At 41.4% G+C, this 17,129-nt stretch carries 18 protein-coding genes and 1 tRNA gene; 13 read left to right on the top strand and 6 right to left on the bottom strand.

Annotated features, from left to right (window positions below):
* Positions 1–3 precede the first annotated feature (3 nt).
* Both lolD and lolE read left to right on the top strand, forming a co-directional pair.
* Positions 4–687 (top strand): lipoprotein-releasing ABC transporter ATP-binding protein LolD, encoded by a 684-nt coding sequence (lolD, locus tag ACERCF_RS02645; protein WP_373624582.1) that lies wholly within the window; start codon positions 4–6, stop codon positions 685–687.
* Positions 684–1,949 (top strand): lipoprotein-releasing ABC transporter permease subunit LolE, encoded by a 1,266-nt coding sequence (gene lolE, locus ACERCF_RS02640; protein WP_373624529.1) that lies wholly within the window; start codon positions 684–686, stop codon positions 1,947–1,949. The genes lolD and lolE overlap by 4 nt, the downstream gene beginning before the upstream one ends.
* 46 nt (positions 1,950–1,995) lie before the next feature.
* Here the strand turns inward: lolE and ACERCF_RS02635 are convergent, their stop codons facing one another.
* The 3 genes from ACERCF_RS02635 to ACERCF_RS02625 all read right to left on the bottom strand — a co-directional run bounded on the left by ACERCF_RS02635 (position 1,996) and on the right by ACERCF_RS02625 (position 5,743).
* The gene (locus ACERCF_RS02635; protein WP_373624528.1) at positions 1,996–3,765 is read right to left on the bottom strand and encodes an SLC13 family permease; all 1,770 of its coding nucleotides are present in this window, start codon (positions 3,763–3,765) and stop codon (positions 1,996–1,998) included.
* 139 nt (positions 3,766–3,904) lie between these two features.
* Positions 3,905–4,984, bottom strand: coding sequence for a 23S rRNA pseudouridine(2605) synthase RluB (gene rluB / locus ACERCF_RS02630; RefSeq protein ID WP_373624527.1), 1,080 nt, complete (start codon positions 4,982–4,984; stop codon positions 3,905–3,907).
* A gap of 141 nt (positions 4,985–5,125) precedes the next feature.
* On the bottom strand, positions 5,126–5,743 hold the full coding sequence (locus ACERCF_RS02625; protein ID WP_373610612.1) for an L-threonylcarbamoyladenylate synthase: 618 nt from the start codon (positions 5,741–5,743) through the stop codon (positions 5,126–5,128).
* Between the two features lie 143 nt (positions 5,744–5,886).
* Between ACERCF_RS02625 and trpE the strand changes: the two genes are divergently transcribed.
* The 6 genes from trpE (at position 5,887) to ACERCF_RS02595 (ending at position 10,626) form a co-directional block, all read left to right on the top strand.
* Positions 5,887–7,440, top strand: coding sequence for an anthranilate synthase component I (gene trpE, locus ACERCF_RS02620; protein WP_373624526.1), 1,554 nt, complete (start codon positions 5,887–5,889; stop codon positions 7,438–7,440).
* Between the two features lie 194 nt (positions 7,441–7,634).
* Positions 7,635–8,222 carry an aminodeoxychorismate/anthranilate synthase component II gene (locus tag ACERCF_RS02615; protein WP_373624525.1) on the top strand — a complete coding sequence of 196 codons (588 nt, stop codon included), beginning with the start codon at positions 7,635–7,637 and terminating at the stop codon, positions 8,220–8,222.
* Positions 8,219–8,605 (top strand): tautomerase family protein, encoded by a 387-nt coding sequence (locus tag ACERCF_RS02610; protein ID WP_373624524.1) that lies wholly within the window; start codon positions 8,219–8,221, stop codon positions 8,603–8,605. Before ACERCF_RS02615 ends, ACERCF_RS02610 begins: the two co-directional genes overlap by 4 nt.
* 26 nt (positions 8,606–8,631) lie before the next feature.
* Complete coding sequence (gene trpD, locus ACERCF_RS02605) at positions 8,632–9,627, top strand: anthranilate phosphoribosyltransferase (RefSeq protein ID WP_373624523.1); 996 nt, start codon at positions 8,632–8,634, stop codon at positions 9,625–9,627.
* A gap of 59 nt (positions 9,628–9,686) precedes the next feature.
* The gene (locus ACERCF_RS02600) at positions 9,687–10,442 is read left to right on the top strand and encodes a class I SAM-dependent DNA methyltransferase (protein WP_373624522.1); all 756 of its coding nucleotides are present in this window, start codon (positions 9,687–9,689) and stop codon (positions 10,440–10,442) included.
* Between the two features lie 107 nt (positions 10,443–10,549).
* Positions 10,550–10,626: transfer RNA gene (locus tag ACERCF_RS02595), tRNA-Asp, on the top strand.
* Between the two features lie 194 nt (positions 10,627–10,820).
* On the opposite strand, the gene ACERCF_RS02590 is transcribed toward ACERCF_RS02595, so the two are convergent.
* The gene (locus ACERCF_RS02590; RefSeq protein WP_373624521.1) at positions 10,821–11,198 is read right to left on the bottom strand and encodes a SufE family protein; all 378 of its coding nucleotides are present in this window, start codon (positions 11,196–11,198) and stop codon (positions 10,821–10,823) included.
* 111 nt (positions 11,199–11,309) lie between these two features.
* Here ACERCF_RS02590 and clpP point away from each other — a divergent pair, with 111 nt between their 5' ends.
* Genes clpP through ACERCF_RS02565 form a run of 5 tightly spaced genes read left to right on the top strand, consistent with a single transcriptional unit; the run spans position 11,310 to position 15,324 of the window.
* Positions 11,310–11,903, top strand: coding sequence for an ATP-dependent Clp endopeptidase proteolytic subunit ClpP (gene clpP, locus ACERCF_RS02585; RefSeq protein WP_373610605.1), 594 nt, complete (start codon positions 11,310–11,312; stop codon positions 11,901–11,903).
* Positions 11,903–13,150 (top strand): ATP-dependent protease ATP-binding subunit ClpX, encoded by a 1,248-nt coding sequence (gene clpX, locus ACERCF_RS02580; RefSeq protein WP_373624520.1) that lies wholly within the window; start codon positions 11,903–11,905, stop codon positions 13,148–13,150. The genes clpP and clpX overlap by 1 nt, the downstream gene beginning before the upstream one ends.
* A gap of 58 nt (positions 13,151–13,208) precedes the next feature.
* On the top strand, positions 13,209–14,177 hold the full coding sequence (locus ACERCF_RS02575; RefSeq protein WP_373624519.1) for a Fic family protein: 969 nt from the start codon (positions 13,209–13,211) through the stop codon (positions 14,175–14,177).
* 6 nt (positions 14,178–14,183) lie between these two features.
* On the top strand, positions 14,184–15,161 hold the full coding sequence (gene lpxK, locus ACERCF_RS02570) for a tetraacyldisaccharide 4'-kinase (protein ID WP_373624518.1): 978 nt from the start codon (positions 14,184–14,186) through the stop codon (positions 15,159–15,161).
* Position 15,162: 1 nt separating this feature from the next.
* Complete coding sequence (locus ACERCF_RS02565; protein ID WP_373610601.1) at positions 15,163–15,324, top strand: Trm112 family protein; 162 nt, start codon at positions 15,163–15,165, stop codon at positions 15,322–15,324.
* Between the two features lie 74 nt (positions 15,325–15,398).
* Here the strand turns inward: ACERCF_RS02565 and kdsB are convergent, their stop codons facing one another.
* Positions 15,399–16,154, bottom strand: a complete 756-nt coding sequence (gene kdsB, locus ACERCF_RS02560; RefSeq protein WP_373624517.1) for a 3-deoxy-manno-octulosonate cytidylyltransferase — start codon at positions 16,152–16,154, stop codon at positions 15,399–15,401.
* A gap of 9 nt (positions 16,155–16,163) precedes the next feature.
* Positions 16,164–17,117: a thioredoxin-disulfide reductase gene (gene trxB, locus ACERCF_RS02555; RefSeq protein ID WP_373610600.1), complete on the bottom strand. Its 954-nt coding sequence runs from the start codon at positions 17,115–17,117 to the stop codon at positions 16,164–16,166.
* Positions 17,118–17,129: the final 12 nt, after the last annotated feature.

The raw sequence follows: 17,129 nt of genomic DNA, 5'->3' as shown, positions 1-17,129 counted from the left end.
AAAATGACAGAATTACTTCGCTGTGAAAATATCAGCAAATTTTACGATGAAGGCGAACAGAAAGTTCCAGTGCTAAAAGAGGTTTCGTTTTCAATGAATGAAGGCGAGTTAGTGGCGATTGTTGGTAGCTCTGGTTCGGGTAAAAGTACCTTATTACATACACTTGGCGGTTTAGACCAGCCAAGTAGTGGCAAAGTGTGGGTACGTGGGCAATCATTACAACATTTAAGTTCTGATAAGTTAGCCTTACTTCGTAATCAAAACTTAGGCTTTGTTTATCAGTTTCATCACTTAATGGCAGATTTTTCCGCTCTTGAAAACGTGATGATGCCGATGTTAATTGGCAAACAGAACAAAACCGAAGCGGCAAATAGAGCCGAAAAAATGTTACAAGCGGTCGGATTAGCTCATCGAATTACACATCGCCCGTCTGCATTATCAGGTGGGGAACGCCAGCGTGTAGCGATTGCTCGGGCGTTGGTAAATAACCCTGCCTTAGTGCTTGCCGATGAGCCAACAGGGAATTTAGACCAAAAAACGACCGAAAGCATTTTTGAGTTAATTCAACAATTAAATCAAGAGCAAAATATTACGTTTTTATTAGTTACGCACGATTTAAACCTAGCGAATAAACTTTCACGTAGCCTTGTAATGCGAGATGGTGTGTTAAGCGAGGGGAGCTTATGAGTACGCCCTTTTTCATTAGCTGGCGTTACCAACGGGGCAAGCAGAAAAATCGGTTAGTTTCGCTGATTTCGCTATTTTCCAGCATTGGGATCGCACTTGGTGTCGCGGTGTTGATTATCGGCTTAAGTGCGATGAACGGCTTTGAGCGTGAGCTAAATAGCCGTGTGCTTTCGGTTGTGCCGCACACAGAGCTGGTGTCATTTCGTGGAAATCAGGCTCAACCGATTGCCGATAGCCAAAAACTAGAGGAATTGGTGAAAAAATCGGAAAATATCACCGCTAGTTCGCCCTTTGTAAGCTTTACTGCTTTAATTGAAAACGGTTCACAGCTTAAAATTGCACAGGTGCGAGGCGTTGATCCGCACAAACAAGATCAGGTAAGCAAACTCAGCCAATTTATTCCAGTGGAACAATGGCAGGCTTTTACCGCTCAATTCAACGCTGATGAAGATGGCTTAATTCTCGGGGCAGGCATTGCAAAAGCCCTAGAAGTTGAAGCTGGCGATGAAGTAACCTTACTGATTCCTCAACCAACAGAAGATGGCAAATTAGCCCAGCCATTGCGTTTTAATATGCCTGTTACAGGCGTGTTACGTTTAGATGGGCAGTTAGATCATAGCTATGCGTTAATTCCGCTCAATAAAGCCCAAGAGCTGATGGAATATCAGCCAAATCAAGTTTCAGGGATTGAAATGAGTTTAAGCAATCCATTTGCGGTGCAAAGTCTTGCGATGCCGCAGCTTAATGGTTATCCACAGCCACTTTACTTGAATACTTGGATCGAAAAATTTGGCTATATGTATAACGATATTCAGCTTGTTCGCACCGTAATGTATATCGCAATGGTTCTCGTCATTGGGGTGGCTTGTTTTAATATTATCTCTACGCTAATTATGGCGGTAAAAGATAAGCAAGGGGATATTGCGATTATGCGAACACTTGGCGCAAATAATGGTTTTATCCGCCGTATTTTCTTATGGTATGGCTTGCTTTCAGGTATGAAAGGGGCATTGTTTGGGATTATTTTAGGTGTAATTTTATCGCTAAATTTAACCGCTATCATTAAAGCGATTGAGGGTTTCTTCGATATAAAATTACTGTCAGACGGCGTTTATTTTGTTGATTTCTTACCAAGTGAATTACATTGGCAAGATATTGGCTATGTGCTGGTTGCAACTATTGTATTAAGCCTGTTTGCCAGCCTTTACCCGGCTAATCGAGCAACGAAATTAGAGCCGGCGAAAGTGTTAAGCGGACATTAAACAGAACAAAAAAAGTGGCTAACTAGTTAGCCACTTTTTTCATTTATTATGGATTAAACGGGAAGAATACAGGAATAAAAATAACCCCTAAAATCCAGAAGATAATATTGAGCGGTAAGCCAATCTTGATGAAATCTGTAAATTTATAACCGCCTGCACCATAAACCATCGTATTGGTTTGATAGCCTACTGGTGTCATAAAGCTGGTTGCGGCTGCAAGCATTACCGCAATAATAAACGGCGAGGCATCAACACCTAACACTTGAGCAGTTGAAATCGCAATTGGTGTTAATAATACTGCTGTTCCCGCGTTACTCATAAATTCGGTTAATACAGAAGTCAGTAAATAAAGTACCGCAAGCACCACTAAAGGCCCAAAATGTCCTACTTTACCAAGCGTATTATCTACAATAAACTGAGCAGCTCCACTGTTCGCCATTGCTTCACCAAGTGGGAGTAAACCTGCAATCACTAAAATAATTTTCCAGTCGATAGATTGATAGGCTTCATCTGCGGTTAAACAGCCTGCTAAACACATTGCAACCGCACCTACTAAGGCACTGATTGCAATCGGCATAATACCGATTGCGGCAGTAGCCACCACCCCAACCATTACCCAAAGTGCAAACTTAGCACGCCAAGACTCTTCGGTTTTTACTAAATCAGAAGAGAGCACGATAAAATCTTTATCTTTGCGTAAATCATCCATATCTTCTTTTGGAAGCGTTAATAATAGAATATCGCCCATTTTAAAGCTAATACCACGCAAGCGTTCTCTAATGATACGGCTACGACGTTGTAAACCTAATACAGTTGCATCTTTATTCCAACGTTGTTGCAAAATTGGGATAGTACCACCAACCCAACGAGAGGTTGGCGAAATCATCACTTCTACCACCATTAAGTCGTCAAAATCATCTTCATCAAGATCACGACGACCATAAACAACGTGATGTAAGCCATATTTTTCTCGAGCCCCAGCTAAATCTGCCGATTCACCACGTAATAATAAAATATCGTGTTTCTGTAATACTTGGTGGCTTGGGGTGGATAAACGCTCTCCATTGCGTAATAACCCCACAGCAAATAGGTTAAATTCTTCGGTTAACCCTGATTCTGCTAAACTCTTGCCAATTAAGACAGAATTTTTATTTACCTTTAATTCAGAGACATATTTACCAAATCCAATCCCTTCTTCAAGCTGTAAGCGCGATTCGGGTAATAAGAAGCGACTAGTAAGTAGCAAATATACAGTACCAACCAGGAAGAAAATTATCCCTAAAGGAGCAAATTCAAACATTCCGAAGCCTGAATGCCCTTGATTTTGTGCAATTGAGTTTACCAATAAGTTAGTTGATGTTCCAATAAGTGTACAGACCCCTGCCATTTGAGAAGCAAAGGATAACGGAATTAAGGATTTAGACGGTGCAAGATTAATATTTTGTGATGCTGCAATCACGATTGGGATTAATACCGCAACTACTGCGGTGTTATTCACAAAAGGGGAAATTGCAGCATTTATACCACATAAAACTAAAATAAATACCCAAGGCGTTTTAACCTTTGCCAGCAAGCTACCTATACTATCTAATGCACCACTATTTTGTAAGCCTGCCGCTAATACAAACATTGCGGTTACAGCAACTGTTGCTGAATTTGAAAATCCACTTAATGCCGACTTAGTATCAATTTGCCCTAATAAAACCAAAGACGATAATACTAAGATGGCAACTGCATCCATACGAATTTTTTCGGTTGCAAATAAAAACACTGCAAAAGCCGTTACTGCCAGTGTCGCCACAATATCCCAAGACATCCTTTTACTCCAATCTTAACTATAAATGGGGGCTGCAATAATAAATCAAGCTATTGTTTTTGTCTCTAAATTTTATTCACTTAAACATAACAAAAAGAGCTGATTACACGAATATAATCAGCTCTCTGTTTCTTATTGATTAACCACGATATTTCTGGTGTTGTTTAACCGCCTTACGAATTTGGCGAATATTGGTGCGGCGGCGATTTGCAGCCACCTCCACTTTCGTTTCCGTTTCAGCAGGTAAGCCCACTAGCTCACGCAAGTAGTTCACTTGCTCAAGCCCCATCTCTTCCCAACCACCACGTGGTAAACCTTTGTCTAATTTAATGTTACCGTAACGAATGCGAATTAAGCGGCTCACTTCCACCCCTTGCGATTCCCACAAACGGCGAACTTCACGATTACGCCCTTCAGTTAAGGTTACATCAAACCATTGGTTTAAACCTGTTCCGCCAACCACTTTGATTTGCTTGAAGTTAGCCGGGCCATCTTCTAACTGAACGCCTTTGCGTAAGCGTTGTAACATAGCATCATCAATATTACCAAACACACGCACCGAATACTCACGCTCCACCTCACGGCTTGGGTGCATTAAACGGTTCGCTAACTCGCCGTCTGTAGTAAAGAGTAATAAACCTGAAGTGTTAATATCTAAACGCCCAACCGCAATCCAACGAGCGCCTGTTAAGCGAGGTAAACGGTCAAATACCGTTGCTCGTCCTTCAGGATCTGAACGTGTACACAACTCCCCTTCTGGTTTGTAGTACATCAATACTCGGCAGATCTCTTTTTGTGCTGGCATTAAGTTTACTAAATGCCCATCAATACGGATTTTAGTTGAGGAGCTCACTTGCACACGGTCGCCTAAAGAGGCAATTTTGCCGTCCACACTCACACGCCCGCTGGCGATAATCTCTTCTAGCTCACGGCGAGAACCTTTCCCTGCTCGTGCTAAGATTTTTTGTAGCTTTTCACCCACTACTTTGGCTTTTTTCTCTTGTGAAACAGGCTCACTAGCGGTCGCTTTTTCCACTTTTTTTGCAGCTCGTGGGGTTAATGGTTTAGATGTTGGGCGTTGAGGTTTCTCTGAAGTCTTGCCAAATTTTCGTTCAGATTTCGCATTCGATTTCTGCTCGCCTTTTTTGAAAGATGGACGATTATCCGCATTTCTCTCTGAGCGGAAGTTGTGGCTTGGTTTCTTTTGAAAAGTTGTCATAAAGTTCCTTTTGTCGCTTTCACAAGCGTCTGAAGCATTGTAGAGACGGATACTGGACCCGTCCTAATAACAATATTAATACGGGCGGGCACAGGACCCGCCCCTACGTAAAATTTTGTGCATTTATCACACAATATCAATTTAATTAAACGGCGTCGGGTCGCCCGAACCTTCTCGAATAATGACGGGTGCATCTTCCGTCAAATCAATCACGGTCGTAGGCTGTTGTCCTAAATAACCGCCGTGAATGATGAGATCAACCCGATGTTCTAACTGTTCACGAATTTCATCGGGATCAGATTCGGTAATTTCCGTATCAGGCAGCATCAACGAGCAAGAAAGAATTGGCTCACCAAGTGCTGCAATGAGTGCCAATGCAATGGCATTATTCGGCACACGAATGCCCACCGTTTTACGCTTTGTCATTAATCTGCGAGGCAGCTCTTTGGTGGCTGGCAGAATAAAAGTGTAAGAATTCGGCGTATTATTTTTAATTAAGCGATAGGCTTGATTATTCACTAACGCATAAGTGGAAAGCTCTGATAAATCACTGCACACCAACGTGAAATTATGATTTTCCGGCAATTTACGAATTGCCACAATTCTATCCATTGCGTGCTTATCGCCCATCGCACAGCCTAAGGCATAGCCTGAATCGGTTGGGTAAACAATCACACCGCCGTTTTTAATAATTTCAACCGCTTGATTAATTAAGCGTTGCTGTGGATTATCGGGGTGAATATAAAAAAATTGTGTCATCGTTTCACGCCTTTCGCTCGATAAAAATTGGGCTAATTATACACCAATATGCCCGAAGCTCTATAAATATCTACAATAATTGCTTGACTTATTCCTTTTGTACTAGTTTAATAGTGCAAAATAATTTTTTATAGGAATTAGCAATGTCTTACTTAACCATTACTCAAACAGAGCTTCCTTACTTTTCAGACACTACAAGCATTTACTATGCGTTATGTGGCGAACGTCCGCATACCTTATTATTAGATTCTGCCGAAATTCAGAGCAAAAACAGCCTAAAAAGTTTGTTATTTGCAAAATCGGCTGTACATATTTTTTGTGAAGATCAAAGCGTAACCTTTCACGCCTTAACCAAAAATGGCGAGGCGGTATTGCCTTTAATTGAAAAAGCGTTAAACCAACTTTCCCCTGCTCCTATTTGCAAAATGTTGGAAAAAAATGACCGCTTGCAAGCCACTTTTCCAACCATCAGCAATCATTTAGATGAAGATAAAAAACTCCAAACCACTACCGTTTTTGATGGTTTACGCACCGTGAGCCAACTGTTTGCGAGTTCCACATCGCCAATCTATTTAGGTGGTTTATTTAGCTACGATTTAGTGGCGAACTTTATTCCGATGGAAAATATCAGCTTGCAAGATGATGGCTTAAGCTGCCCTGATTACAGTTTCTATTTGGCAGAACAGTTGGTTACTATCGATCATCAAACCGAAAAAGCGGTGTTAAATACGTTCTGTTTTGAGCCTAACGAGCAAGCTAATCTTCAACAACAAGCGGTCGAATTTGCCCAAAAACTTGCAAATGTTTCAGAAGCTGATCTTTCATTATCCATTAAAGCAGCGAGTGATGAAGCTATTGCCAATCTTGAAGATGAGGAGTTTAAAGAGATTATCCGCAAGCTCAAGCACCATATTAACATTGGCGATGTCTTCCAAATTGTGCCATCTCGCCGTTTTAGCCTGCCTTGCCCGAATACGCTTGCTAGTTATAAACAATTAAAAATTAGCAACCCAAGCCCTTATATGTTCTATATGCAAGGGGAAAATTTCACGCTATTTGGGGCTTCGCCTGAAAGTGCGTTGAAGTATTCGCAAGGCAACCGCCAGTTAGAGATCTACCCGATTGCAGGCTCTCGCCCTCGTGGTTTTGATGAACAAGGCAATATCGATCCTGAACTAGATAGCCGTTTAGAGCTGGAATTACGCCTCGATCAAAAAGAGCTTGCCGAGCATTTAATGTTGGTGGATTTAGCTCGAAACGATGTCGCCCGTGTAAGCGAATCAGGCACCCGCCGTGTGGTCGATTTAATGCAAATTGACCGCTATTCGCAAATTATGCACCTTGTTTCCCGTGTGATCGGCATACTTCGTGCTGACTTAGACGCTCTTCACGCCTACCAAGCTTGTATGAATATGGGCACATTAACTGGGGCTCCAAAAATCAAAGCAATGCAGCTTATTTACCAAGTGGAACAGCAAAAACGCCATAGCTACGGCGGTGCGGTGGGTTATTTAACCTCAGACGGTAATTTAGATACTTGTATCGTGATTCGCTCTGCTTTTGTGCAAAACGGTATCGCTTATGTGCAAGCAGGCTGCGGCGAGGTGTTAGATTCTGATCCTCAATTAGAAGCAGACGAAACCCGCCATAAAGCACGAGCGGTGTTAAAAGCGATTGGGCAAGTGAATAGACAGTAACTAAGTTCCCCTCTTTAGAAAAGATGGGATTACCAGGTTCTAAATAATGATTGTTTGTAGGGGCGGGTCCTGTGCCTGCCCGTAAATTAATATCGTTAGCGGACTGGCACAGAGACCCGTCCCTACGGATATAAGATAGAACCTGATAGCTCAGTTTTTCTAAAGAAGGGGAGAGAAAATAGGATAAAAAAACAATGGCAAATATTCTTTTTATTGATAACTTCGACTCTTTTACTTATAACTTGGTGGATCAATTCCGTGAGTTAGGGCATCAAGTTACGATTTTCCGTAATGACTACCCACTCGAGGATTTTTTAGCTAAAGCACAAAACACACCAAACTGTTTGGTAGCACTTTCTCCGGGGCCGGGAAATCCTGCTGAAGCTGGAAATATGCTGGAAATTATCCGACAGCTCAAAGATAAAGTGCCGATGATTGGCATCTGTTTAGGTCATCAAGCCCTGATTGAAGCCTTTGGTGGCAAAGTGGTGCATACTGGCACGGTATTACACGGCAAGGTCTCTCGCATTGAACACGACAACCAAGCGATGTTTGCCGATATTAACAACCCAATGCCTGTGGCACGTTATCACTCGTTAATGGGCGATGAATTGCCTGATGAATTTATCGTGAATGCAAAATTTGAACATATTGTGATGGCAATTCGCCATAAAACTCTGCCGATTTGTGGCTTCCAGTTCCACCCAGAATCGATTTTAACCGTCCAAGGCACAAAATTATTAAAACAATCGGTTGAATGGTTATTAGGAGAGAGAAAATGATTAGTATCTATGGTTTAAGACACGCCTTAGCTGACCGCCGAGCAAAAATCGCAGAAGCCATTTTTTACTGTATGGAAATGAGCTTAGGTGTACCAAAACAACGCCACGCTTTGCGTTTTGAGTTATTAGATCGAGAGGATTTCTATCCGCCAATTAACCGCAGCGAAAATTTCATCGTGATTGAAATTAACCTAATGCAAGGGCGGAGCGAGCAAATCAAAAAACGCCTGATCAAAGGGTTGTTTAGCACCCTACAATCGAAAGTCGGCATTATGCCAATGGACGTTGAAATTACTATTAAAGAGCAACCTGAGCATTGCTGGGGCTTTCGTGGAATGACCGGTAATGAAGCAACCGATTTGGAATATCAAGTACATCGCTAGAAATAACAAACTAAAAAGGAATCTCTATGCAAGCACTTTTAGATAAATTATTCGCAAACCAAGCCTTAAGCGAGGCGGAATCTAATGCGTTTTTCAGTGAAGTGATTAAAGGCAATGTCTCGAACGAACAACTTGCCGCAGCTTTAATCGCCCTAAAATTGCGTGGCGAAACCGTTGATGAAATTGCAGGGGCTGCAAAAGCCGCTCTGGAAAATGCCAATCCGTTCCCAACACCAGATTACTCTTTTGCCGATATTGTCGGCACAGGGGGTGATGGGCATAATACTATCAATATTTCTACCACCAGTGCGATTGTTGCCGCTACAATGGGCTATAAAATTGCTAAGCACGGCAACCGCAGCGTATCAAGCAAAACAGGCTCAAGCGATGTATTAAGCCATTTAGGCATTAATGTTGGCGTTACGCCTGAAACGGCTCGCCTTGCTTTAGATGAAACCAACATCTGCTTTTTATTCGCCCCAACTTACCACAGCGGTTTTAAATACGCAGCTCCCGTTCGCCAAGCCTTAAAAACTCGCACGTTATTTAATATTTTAGGGCCTTTAGTAAACCCTGCTCACGCTAAACGCCAGCTACTCGGTGTGTATTCGCCAGAGTTAGTGAAAGTGTATGCTGAAACAGTAAAAGCCTTAGGCTGTGAGCATACCATTGTGGTACACGGTGCAGGCTTAGATGAAGTGGCGGTTCACGGCGAAACTCAGGTGGCTGAAATCAAAAACGGGCAGATTGAATACTACACATTAACCTCTGAAGATTTTGGCATTAAACGCCACTTGTTAGAAGATCTCAAAGGCGGTGAACCTGCAGAAAATGCCGAAAAAGTTACCGCTATCTTACAAGGCAAAGGCGAACCTGCTCATATTGATGCAGTGGCGGCAAATGTCGCCTTATTAATGAAAACCTTTGGGGAAGATGATTTAAAAGCCAACGTGCAAAAAGTAAAAGAAACGCTTGAGAGTGGAAAAGCGTTTGAAACTTTGCGAAAATTATCGACTTATTAATCATATCGTAGCGGCGGGTTTTACTCCGCCTTATTTTATATTTGTTTAAAGGCTATTACGTGAAAAAAAGCATTTACGACACCCCTATTTTCTTCGAGCGTTACCAACAACTTCGCCAAAATCCAATCAGTATGAATGAAGTAGTGGAAAAGCCGACAATGTTTTCACTTCTGCCCGATTTGAAAGGAAAAAAAGTGCTAGATCTTGGCTGTGGCACAGGGGTTCATTTAGCTCATTATTTAACGCTTGGGGCGGAAAAAGTGGTAGGGCTGGACTTATCTGAATTAATGCTACAACAGGCGGAAACCGAGCTTTCTGCTCATTGGCAAAAAGGCAACGATTTTTCTCTCTACTGCTTGCCGATGGAAAGGCTAAATGAAATTGAGGAAAGCGATTTTGATGTGGTAACCAGCTCCTTTGCCTTTCACTACATTGCCGATTTTGCCGACTTACTTGCAAAAATTTCAGCAAAAATGACCGCTTGCGGTAGGTTAATTTTCTCTCAAGAACACCCGATTGTAACCTGTTATAAAGAGGGCTACCGTTGGGAGAAAAACGAAGCAAAACAGCAAGTTGCTTATAGGTTAAATTATTATCGAGATGAAGGCGAACGAGATAGAAGTTGGTTTCAGCAACCGTTTAAAACCTATCACCGCACAACGGCAACCATATTAAATAACTTAATCCAAGCAGGCTTTGAGATTATGCAAGTAGAAGAACCAATGCTTGCCGATCAACCCGAATGGCATAATGAATTTAAAGACTTACAACATCGCCCACCATTGCTGTTTGTAAAAGTACAAAAGCGAAAATAGTAAATGGTTCATTTTCGATGTGGTTATTTTACCATCAATCAAACGCTATTTTTTTAAAATTTGATTGCTCAATTTCTATGAACGCACTATTATTCAAATACCAGTACGGAGCGGTAGTTCAGCTGGTTAGAATACCTGCCTGTCACGCAGGGGGTCGCGGGTTCGAGTCCCGTCCGTTCCGCCAACAAATTTAAGCCTCTGAGAAATCAGAGGCTTTTTTGCTTTTAAAAATACTATTCTAGCTCCCCTCTTTAGAAAAGAGGGGCTGGGGGAGATTTGATACGATGTCCAAATTTCGTATGAGCGTAAAATAATTTCTGCCAAATCTCCCCTAACCCCTCTTTGCTAAAGAGGGGAAATTAAGAGTATTTATTAACATTACTTCCAAATTAACTGCTGAATTTGCCCCAACCCATTTAACCTTGTGCTGGTTAAATTCTGTGAAATTTTTAGCTCATCAAACATCGTTTTTAAGTCAAAGGCTTTCAGTCCTTCTGCCGTCTTTTCAGTTAAAGCTACACTCACAATAAATAAAAGCCCCTGCATTAAACGGGCATCGCTATATGCTACTACTTTTCGTGGCTCAGCTTGAAATTCAAACCATAAACGGCTTTCACAGCCCTCAATTTCCGCTATTTGTGCCAACTCTTGCTCACTTGGTTTTGGTAACAAACGACTTAGCTGAATTAACAAGCGGTATCTTTCTTCCCACGATTTGCAATGTTCAAATTTTTGGTAAATTTCTGTTAATGTCATAATTTCCTCATCATTTGCAAAAGATTTTAACAATCTGACCGCTTGTTGTTAATGATTTTCTGAAAATTTGCTAGAATAGCGAGATTTTGTATTACGACAGAGGAAAACAAAATGGCATTAGTCCCAATGGTGGTAGAACAGACCTCAAAAGGCGAACGTTCTTACGACATTTATTCACGTTTATTAAAAGAGCGTATTATTTTTTTAAACGGTCAGGTGGAAGACAATATGGCAAACCTGATTGTGGCACAACTTCTGTTTTTAGAAGCCGAAGATCCGGAAAAAGACATCTATTTATACATTAACTCACCGGGTGGTGTAGTAACGGCAGGCTTGGCAATTTATGATACAATGAATTTCATCAAGCCGGATGTAGCAACCCTTTGTACCGGGCAAGCTGCTTCAATGGGGGCATTTTTGCTTTCAGCCGGGGCAAAAGGCAAGCGTTTTGCACTCCCTCACGCACGCATTATGATTCATCAACCTTTAGGTGGTGCGAGAGGTCAAGCAACGGATATTCAAATTCAAGCGGAAGAAATTTTACGCTTAAAGGCAACCCTTACCCGCCGTATGGCAGAACATAGCGGGCAAGATTATGAAAAAGTGTTAGCCGATACTGAGCGTGATAATTTTATGTCTGCCGAAGAAGCGGCTGAATATGGCTTAATTGACAAAGTTTTAACCTCTCGTAGCGAGGTGGCATAATGGCGTTTGAAAAAGAACCACACTGCAGTTTTTGCGGTAAAAAACGCACTGAAGTCGATCAATTAGTAGAAGGTACTGAAGGCTATATTTGTAACGAATGTATTGAGGAATCTTACGCTCTATTAAATGGAGAAGAAGAACCATTAATTGATGAAAACCAAAACGATGAAGCGAGTTTCTTCACAAATGTGCCAACACCGCACGAGTTACACGCACATTTAGATGATTATGTTATCGGGCAAGAACACGCTAAAAAAGTGCTTTCTGTGGCAGTTTATAATCACTACAAACGTTTAAGAAGTGCATTATCGAACCACGAGGTAACCAATGGTGTTGAACTTGGTAAAAGTAATATTTTATTAATCGGCCCTACTGGTAGCGGTAAAACGTTACTTGCCGAAACCCTTGCTCGCCGTTTAAATGTGCCGTTTGCAGTAGCTGATGCAACCACCCTTACCCAAGCAGGTTATGTGGGCGAAGACGTTGAAAATGTGATTCAAAAATTATTGATGAAATGCGATTTTGAAGCCGAACAAGCCGAGCGAGGTATTGTGTTTATTGATGAAATTGACAAAATCACCCGTAAATCGGAAAGTGCCTCAATTACCCGTGATGTTTCAGGCGAAGGTGTGCAACAAGCGTTATTAAAACTGCTTGAAGGCACGGTGGCAAACATCAACCCACAAGGCGGACGCAAACACCCCAAAGGCGAAACTATTCCAGTTGATACGTCAAAAATCTTATTTATTTGTGGCGGTGCCTTTGCAGGCTTAGATAAAATTGTGGAATCTCGCACCAATACCCAAGGCGGAATTGGCTTCGGTGCAGCATTGAAGAAAGATAAAGCACGCCAAGATTTAACGGAATTATTTAAACAAGTGGAACCAGAAGATTTGGTGAAATTCGGCTTAATTCCTGAATTGATCGGTCGTTTACCTGTAGTGACGCCACTACAAGAGTTAGACGAAGAAGCCTTAATTCAAATTTTAACCGAACCGAAAAATGCGATCATCAAGCAATATCAAGCCTTATTCGAAATGGAAGGGGTTGAGTTGCACTTTACCAAAGAGGCATTAATCGCCATTGCAGGCAAAGCCATTGCTCGCAAAACAGGGGCTCGAGGCTTACGTTCAATCGTAGAAAACTTGCTGCTTGATACAATGTACGACCTACCAACCTTAAATGCGAAAAAGGTTACTATCGGCAAAGGCTGTGTTGAAAACGGTGATAAGCCGAAGGTGGAATAATCATTGATAAAAGGGTGCATTATGCACCTTTTTGTTAATAACTGATTAAGGAAGTTGAATGGAACCGAAATTTACCATTACGCATAAAATGTTAAATGATATTGTGGAAATTTCTTCCATTGTTGGACGTCTATCACTCGAAAAATGTGATTTGCAATTACGCAAAAAGCAACGTATTCGCTCCATTCAATCTTCTCTCGCTATTGAGAGTAATCCCCTAACACTTGAACAAGTTACAGGAATCATAAATGGTAAGCGTATATTAGCTCACCCTAAAGATATTAGAGAAGTTGAAAACGCTTACCAAGCCTATGATATTGCTTTTGGCTTAAATCCTTATCAGATCAAAGATTTGTTACTTGCACATAAATTACTTACCCAAGATCTCATCAAAGAATTAGGTAAATTTAGAACAAAAGAAGTGGGTATTTATAGTGGCTCAGATATTATCCATCTTGGTGCTAAAGCAGAATTTGTACCTAAATTAGTAAAAGATCTATTTAAATGGGCAGAAAAAAGTGAAATCCACGCTTTAATTAAAAGTTGCATTATTCACTTTGAATTAGAAATTATTCACCCTTTTGCAGATGGAAACGGGCGAATTGGCAGACTTTGGCAAAGTTTAATTTTAAGCAAATGGAACGCTCTTTTTGAATGGTTGCCTATTGAAACTATTGTTCACCAACATCAGCAACGTTACTATCAAGCACTTAACTCAAGCAATCGGAAAAATGATTCTACTGACTTTATCGAATTTATGCTTGAAGCGATTTTAGCCACAGTAAAATCCTATTCAACAATAGAAATGAGCGATAAATCAAGCGATAAACTGAGCGATAAAGAACAATTAATATACAAAAAAATTAAACAATATTTATCTGAGTATGCTTTCCTAACTAATCAAAAAGCAACAAAATTACTAGAACTCAGCCCATCAGCAACAAGAAGATACTTAGTGAAATTCGTTCAGCTTGGCTTACTTACTGCCGAAGGCGAGAAAAAAAGTAGAGTTTATTATATTGAGTAACAATAAATGAAAATCTGGCAACAAAAATCCCTTATTACTTGGCTGCTTTCGCCATTTTCGCTGATCTTTTGGTTGATTAGCCATGTTCGCAAGCGGTTATATTCTCTAAATATTTTGCAATCGTATCGTTCGCCTGTGCCTGTGTTGGTGGTGGGTAATATCTCGGTTGGGGGTAACGGTAAAACGCCTGTGGTAGTTTGGCTAGTAGAACAACTGCAACAACGTGGTGTGAAAGTAGGCGTGATTTCTCGAGGCTATGGCGGTAAAGTGAAAACTTTTCCACAATTAGTTACCAAAGAAAGCTCGGCTGAAATGGTGGGCGATGAACCTGTGTTGATTGTTCAGCGAACCAATGTGCCGCTGGCAATTTCGCCGAATCGCCAGCAAAGCATTGAATTACTGTTAAGCCAATTTGAGTTAGACGTCATTATTACCGATGATGGCTTGCAGCATTATGCCCTGCAGCGTGCTATGGAATGGGTGGTGGTTGATGGTGTAAGGCGTTTTGGTAACGGTTTTGTATTACCTGCAGGCGGTTTGCGTGAGCTGCCAAGTCGTTTGAAATCCGTTAATGCCATTATTTGCAATGGTGGAGAGCCAAAACCAAATGAACATTTGATGACGCTTGAACCTTCTGATGCCATTAATCTGCTTACTAATGAACGCAAGCCGTTAAGTGAATTTACACAACCTTGTATGGCGATCGCAGGAATCGGACATCCGCCTCGCTTTTTTACGATGTTAGAAAAATTAGGCATTAATCTTCGAAAAACAGAAGGGTTTGCTGATCATCAAGATTTCGATAAAACCCAACTTACCGCATTAGCCGATAACCAAACGCCACTATTAATGACGGAGAAAGATGCGGTAAAATGCAAAGTATTCGCCCAAGCAAATTGGTGGTATGTGCCTGTTTCTGCAAAATTTTCAGAAAATTCGACCGCTTGTTTGTTAGCCCCAATTCTACAAAAACTAGGAAAATAGTATGAACGAAAAACTACTCAACAACCTTGTCTGCCCTGTTTCAAATGAAAAATTAGAATGGGATAAAGAGAACAATCAATTAATCAATCGTAAGCTCAATATTGCTTACCCAATTAAAAATGGTATTCCTGAGTTACTGCCTGAAGCCGGGAAATCTTTATAAAAATAGGGCTGATTTATCTCAGCCCTATTTTTCAACATTTGCAAAAAATTGTACAATTTAAACCGCTTGTTAGCTTAACGAGCTAAAATCGCTCGCACTCTTTCCAAATCTTCCGGCGTATCTACCCCAACTTGTGGGGCTTCTTTTGCCAGTTCGATATGAATTTTTTCGCCGTACCATAAGGCTCTTAACTGCTCAAGGGATTCAAGCTGCTCTAATGCTGTTGGTTCCCAAGCCACATACTGTTTTATAAATCCTGCACGGTAAGCATAAATGCCGATGTGGCGTAAATAACCTTGAGCGGCAACAAAATTGTCATCACAATCCGGGAAGCTGTCTCTGGCAAACGGAATAGAAGCACGGGAGAAATATAATGCCATACCGTTTTTATCCGCCACCGCTTTCACCGCATTTGGGTTAAATAACTCTTCACGGTTTTCTAACTTCACGCCAAGCGTTGCCATATTCACTTGATAAGCATCTAAATTACGAGCCACTTGCTCCACAATCACAGGTGGAACTAATGGCTCATCACCTTGAATGTTTACGATGATTTCCTCATCTGCAATCTGCATCTTCTCGATCACTTCAGCTAAACGCTCTGTGCCTGAATTGTGTTTGTCTGAAGTCATACACACTTCTGCCCCAAAGGCTTTTGCTATTGCTTCAATTTCGGGGTGATCGGTGGCGATAATCACACGGCTTGCCCCTGCTTGTTGTGCTTTTTCCCAAACGTGTTGAATCATCGGTTTGCCTGCAATATCCAACAACGGCTTGCGAGGCAAACGGCTGGAGGCATAACGAGCCGGAATAATCACGGTGAAGTTCATCATTTATCCTTATGCTTCTTGAGCATCTAAGAAACGTTCTGCATCAAGTGCTGCCATACAGCCTGTACCTGCTGATGTGATTGCTTGGCGGTAGTTGTGATCCATTACATCACCTGCCGCAAATACACCTTCAACAGAAGTTGCCGTTGCATTACCGTCTAAGCCTGATTTCACTTTAATGTAACCATTTTCAAGCGCTAATTGACCATCAAACATCGCCGTATTCGGTGCGTGCCCGATTGCCACAAAGAAGCCATCAACTTTAATTTCTTCGGTTAGCTCTTCTTTGGTCGATTTTAAACGTAAACCTGTTACGCCCATATTATCGCCTAACACTTCTTCCACCGTGCGGTCTGTATGCAGAATGATTTTGCCTTCTTCGATACGTTTTTGTAAGCGACCAAGCAAAATTTTCTCAGCACGGAAGCTATCACGGCGGTGAATTAAATGCACTTCGCTTGCTAAATTCGCTAAATAAAGGGCTTCTTCAACTGCAGTATTACCACCCCCTACCACCGCAACAAGTTTATTACGATAGAAGAAACCATCACAGGTTGCACAAGCGGAAACGCCTCTGCCTTTAAATTGCTCTTCAGAGGGTAAACCTAAATATTTTGCTGAAGCCCCTGTAGCGATAATTAACGCATCACAAGTGAAGGTGTTTAAATCGCCTTTTAATGTGAATGGGCGTTTAGAAAGATCGACGCTGTGGATATGGTCAAACACAATTTCGGTACCAAATTTTTCAGCGTGTTTGAGCATTTTATTCATTAATTCTGTGCCGGTGATTTGTTCAAATTCGCCTGGCCAGTTTTCAATTTCATCGGTTGTAGTTAATTGTCCGCCTTGTTGCATACCTGTTACTAACACAGGGTTTAAGTTTGCACGAGCGGCATACACCGCTGCGGTATAACCGGCAGGACCTGAACCTAAAATTAAGAGTTTTGCGTGTTTAGTTGTCATCATAAATCCTTA

The organism is Mannheimia kashgarensis, from assembly GCF_041807705.1.
Taxonomy (GTDB): domain Bacteria; phylum Pseudomonadota; class Gammaproteobacteria; order Enterobacterales; family Pasteurellaceae; genus Mannheimia.
Note: the sequence above shows the minus strand (reverse complement) of the source record. Positions and strands in the feature narration are given on the sequence as shown.

Excerpts from the sequence above, each read along its gene's own strand:
- rluB (WP_373624527.1), bottom strand. The coding sequence starts at position 4,984 with ATGACAACTTTTCAAAAGAAACCAAGCCACAACTTCCGCTCAGAGAGA.
- lolE (WP_373624529.1), top strand. The coding sequence starts at position 684 with ATGAGTACGCCCTTTTTCATTAGCTGGCGTTACCAACGGGGCAAGCAG.
- kdsB (WP_373624517.1), bottom strand. The coding sequence starts at position 16,154 with ATGAACTTCACCGTGATTATTCCGGCTCGTTATGCCTCCAGCCGTTTG.
- trpD (WP_373624523.1), top strand. The coding sequence starts at position 8,632 with ATGCAAGCACTTTTAGATAAATTATTCGCAAACCAAGCCTTAAGCGAG.
- lpxK (WP_373624518.1), top strand. The coding sequence starts at position 14,184 with ATGAAAATCTGGCAACAAAAATCCCTTATTACTTGGCTGCTTTCGCCA.
- trpE (WP_373624526.1), top strand. The coding sequence starts at position 5,887 with ATGTCTTACTTAACCATTACTCAAACAGAGCTTCCTTACTTTTCAGAC.
- lolD (WP_373624582.1), top strand. The coding sequence starts at position 4 with ATGACAGAATTACTTCGCTGTGAAAATATCAGCAAATTTTACGATGAA.
- ACERCF_RS02590 (WP_373624521.1), bottom strand. The coding sequence starts at position 11,198 with ATGACATTAACAGAAATTTACCAAAAATTTGAACATTGCAAATCGTGG.
- clpP (WP_373610605.1), top strand. The coding sequence starts at position 11,310 with ATGGCATTAGTCCCAATGGTGGTAGAACAGACCTCAAAAGGCGAACGT.
- ACERCF_RS02565 (WP_373610601.1), top strand. The coding sequence starts at position 15,163 with ATGAACGAAAAACTACTCAACAACCTTGTCTGCCCTGTTTCAAATGAA.
- ACERCF_RS02615 (WP_373624525.1), top strand. The coding sequence starts at position 7,635 with ATGGCAAATATTCTTTTTATTGATAACTTCGACTCTTTTACTTATAAC.
- clpX (WP_373624520.1), top strand. The coding sequence starts at position 11,903 with ATGGCGTTTGAAAAAGAACCACACTGCAGTTTTTGCGGTAAAAAACGC.
- trxB (WP_373610600.1), bottom strand. The coding sequence starts at position 17,117 with ATGACAACTAAACACGCAAAACTCTTAATTTTAGGTTCAGGTCCTGCC.
- ACERCF_RS02625 (WP_373610612.1), bottom strand. The coding sequence starts at position 5,743 with ATGACACAATTTTTTTATATTCACCCCGATAATCCACAGCAACGCTTA.
- ACERCF_RS02610 (WP_373624524.1), top strand. The coding sequence starts at position 8,219 with ATGATTAGTATCTATGGTTTAAGACACGCCTTAGCTGACCGCCGAGCA.
- ACERCF_RS02635 (WP_373624528.1), bottom strand. The coding sequence starts at position 3,765 with ATGTCTTGGGATATTGTGGCGACACTGGCAGTAACGGCTTTTGCAGTG.
- ACERCF_RS02575 (WP_373624519.1), top strand. The coding sequence starts at position 13,209 with ATGGAACCGAAATTTACCATTACGCATAAAATGTTAAATGATATTGTG.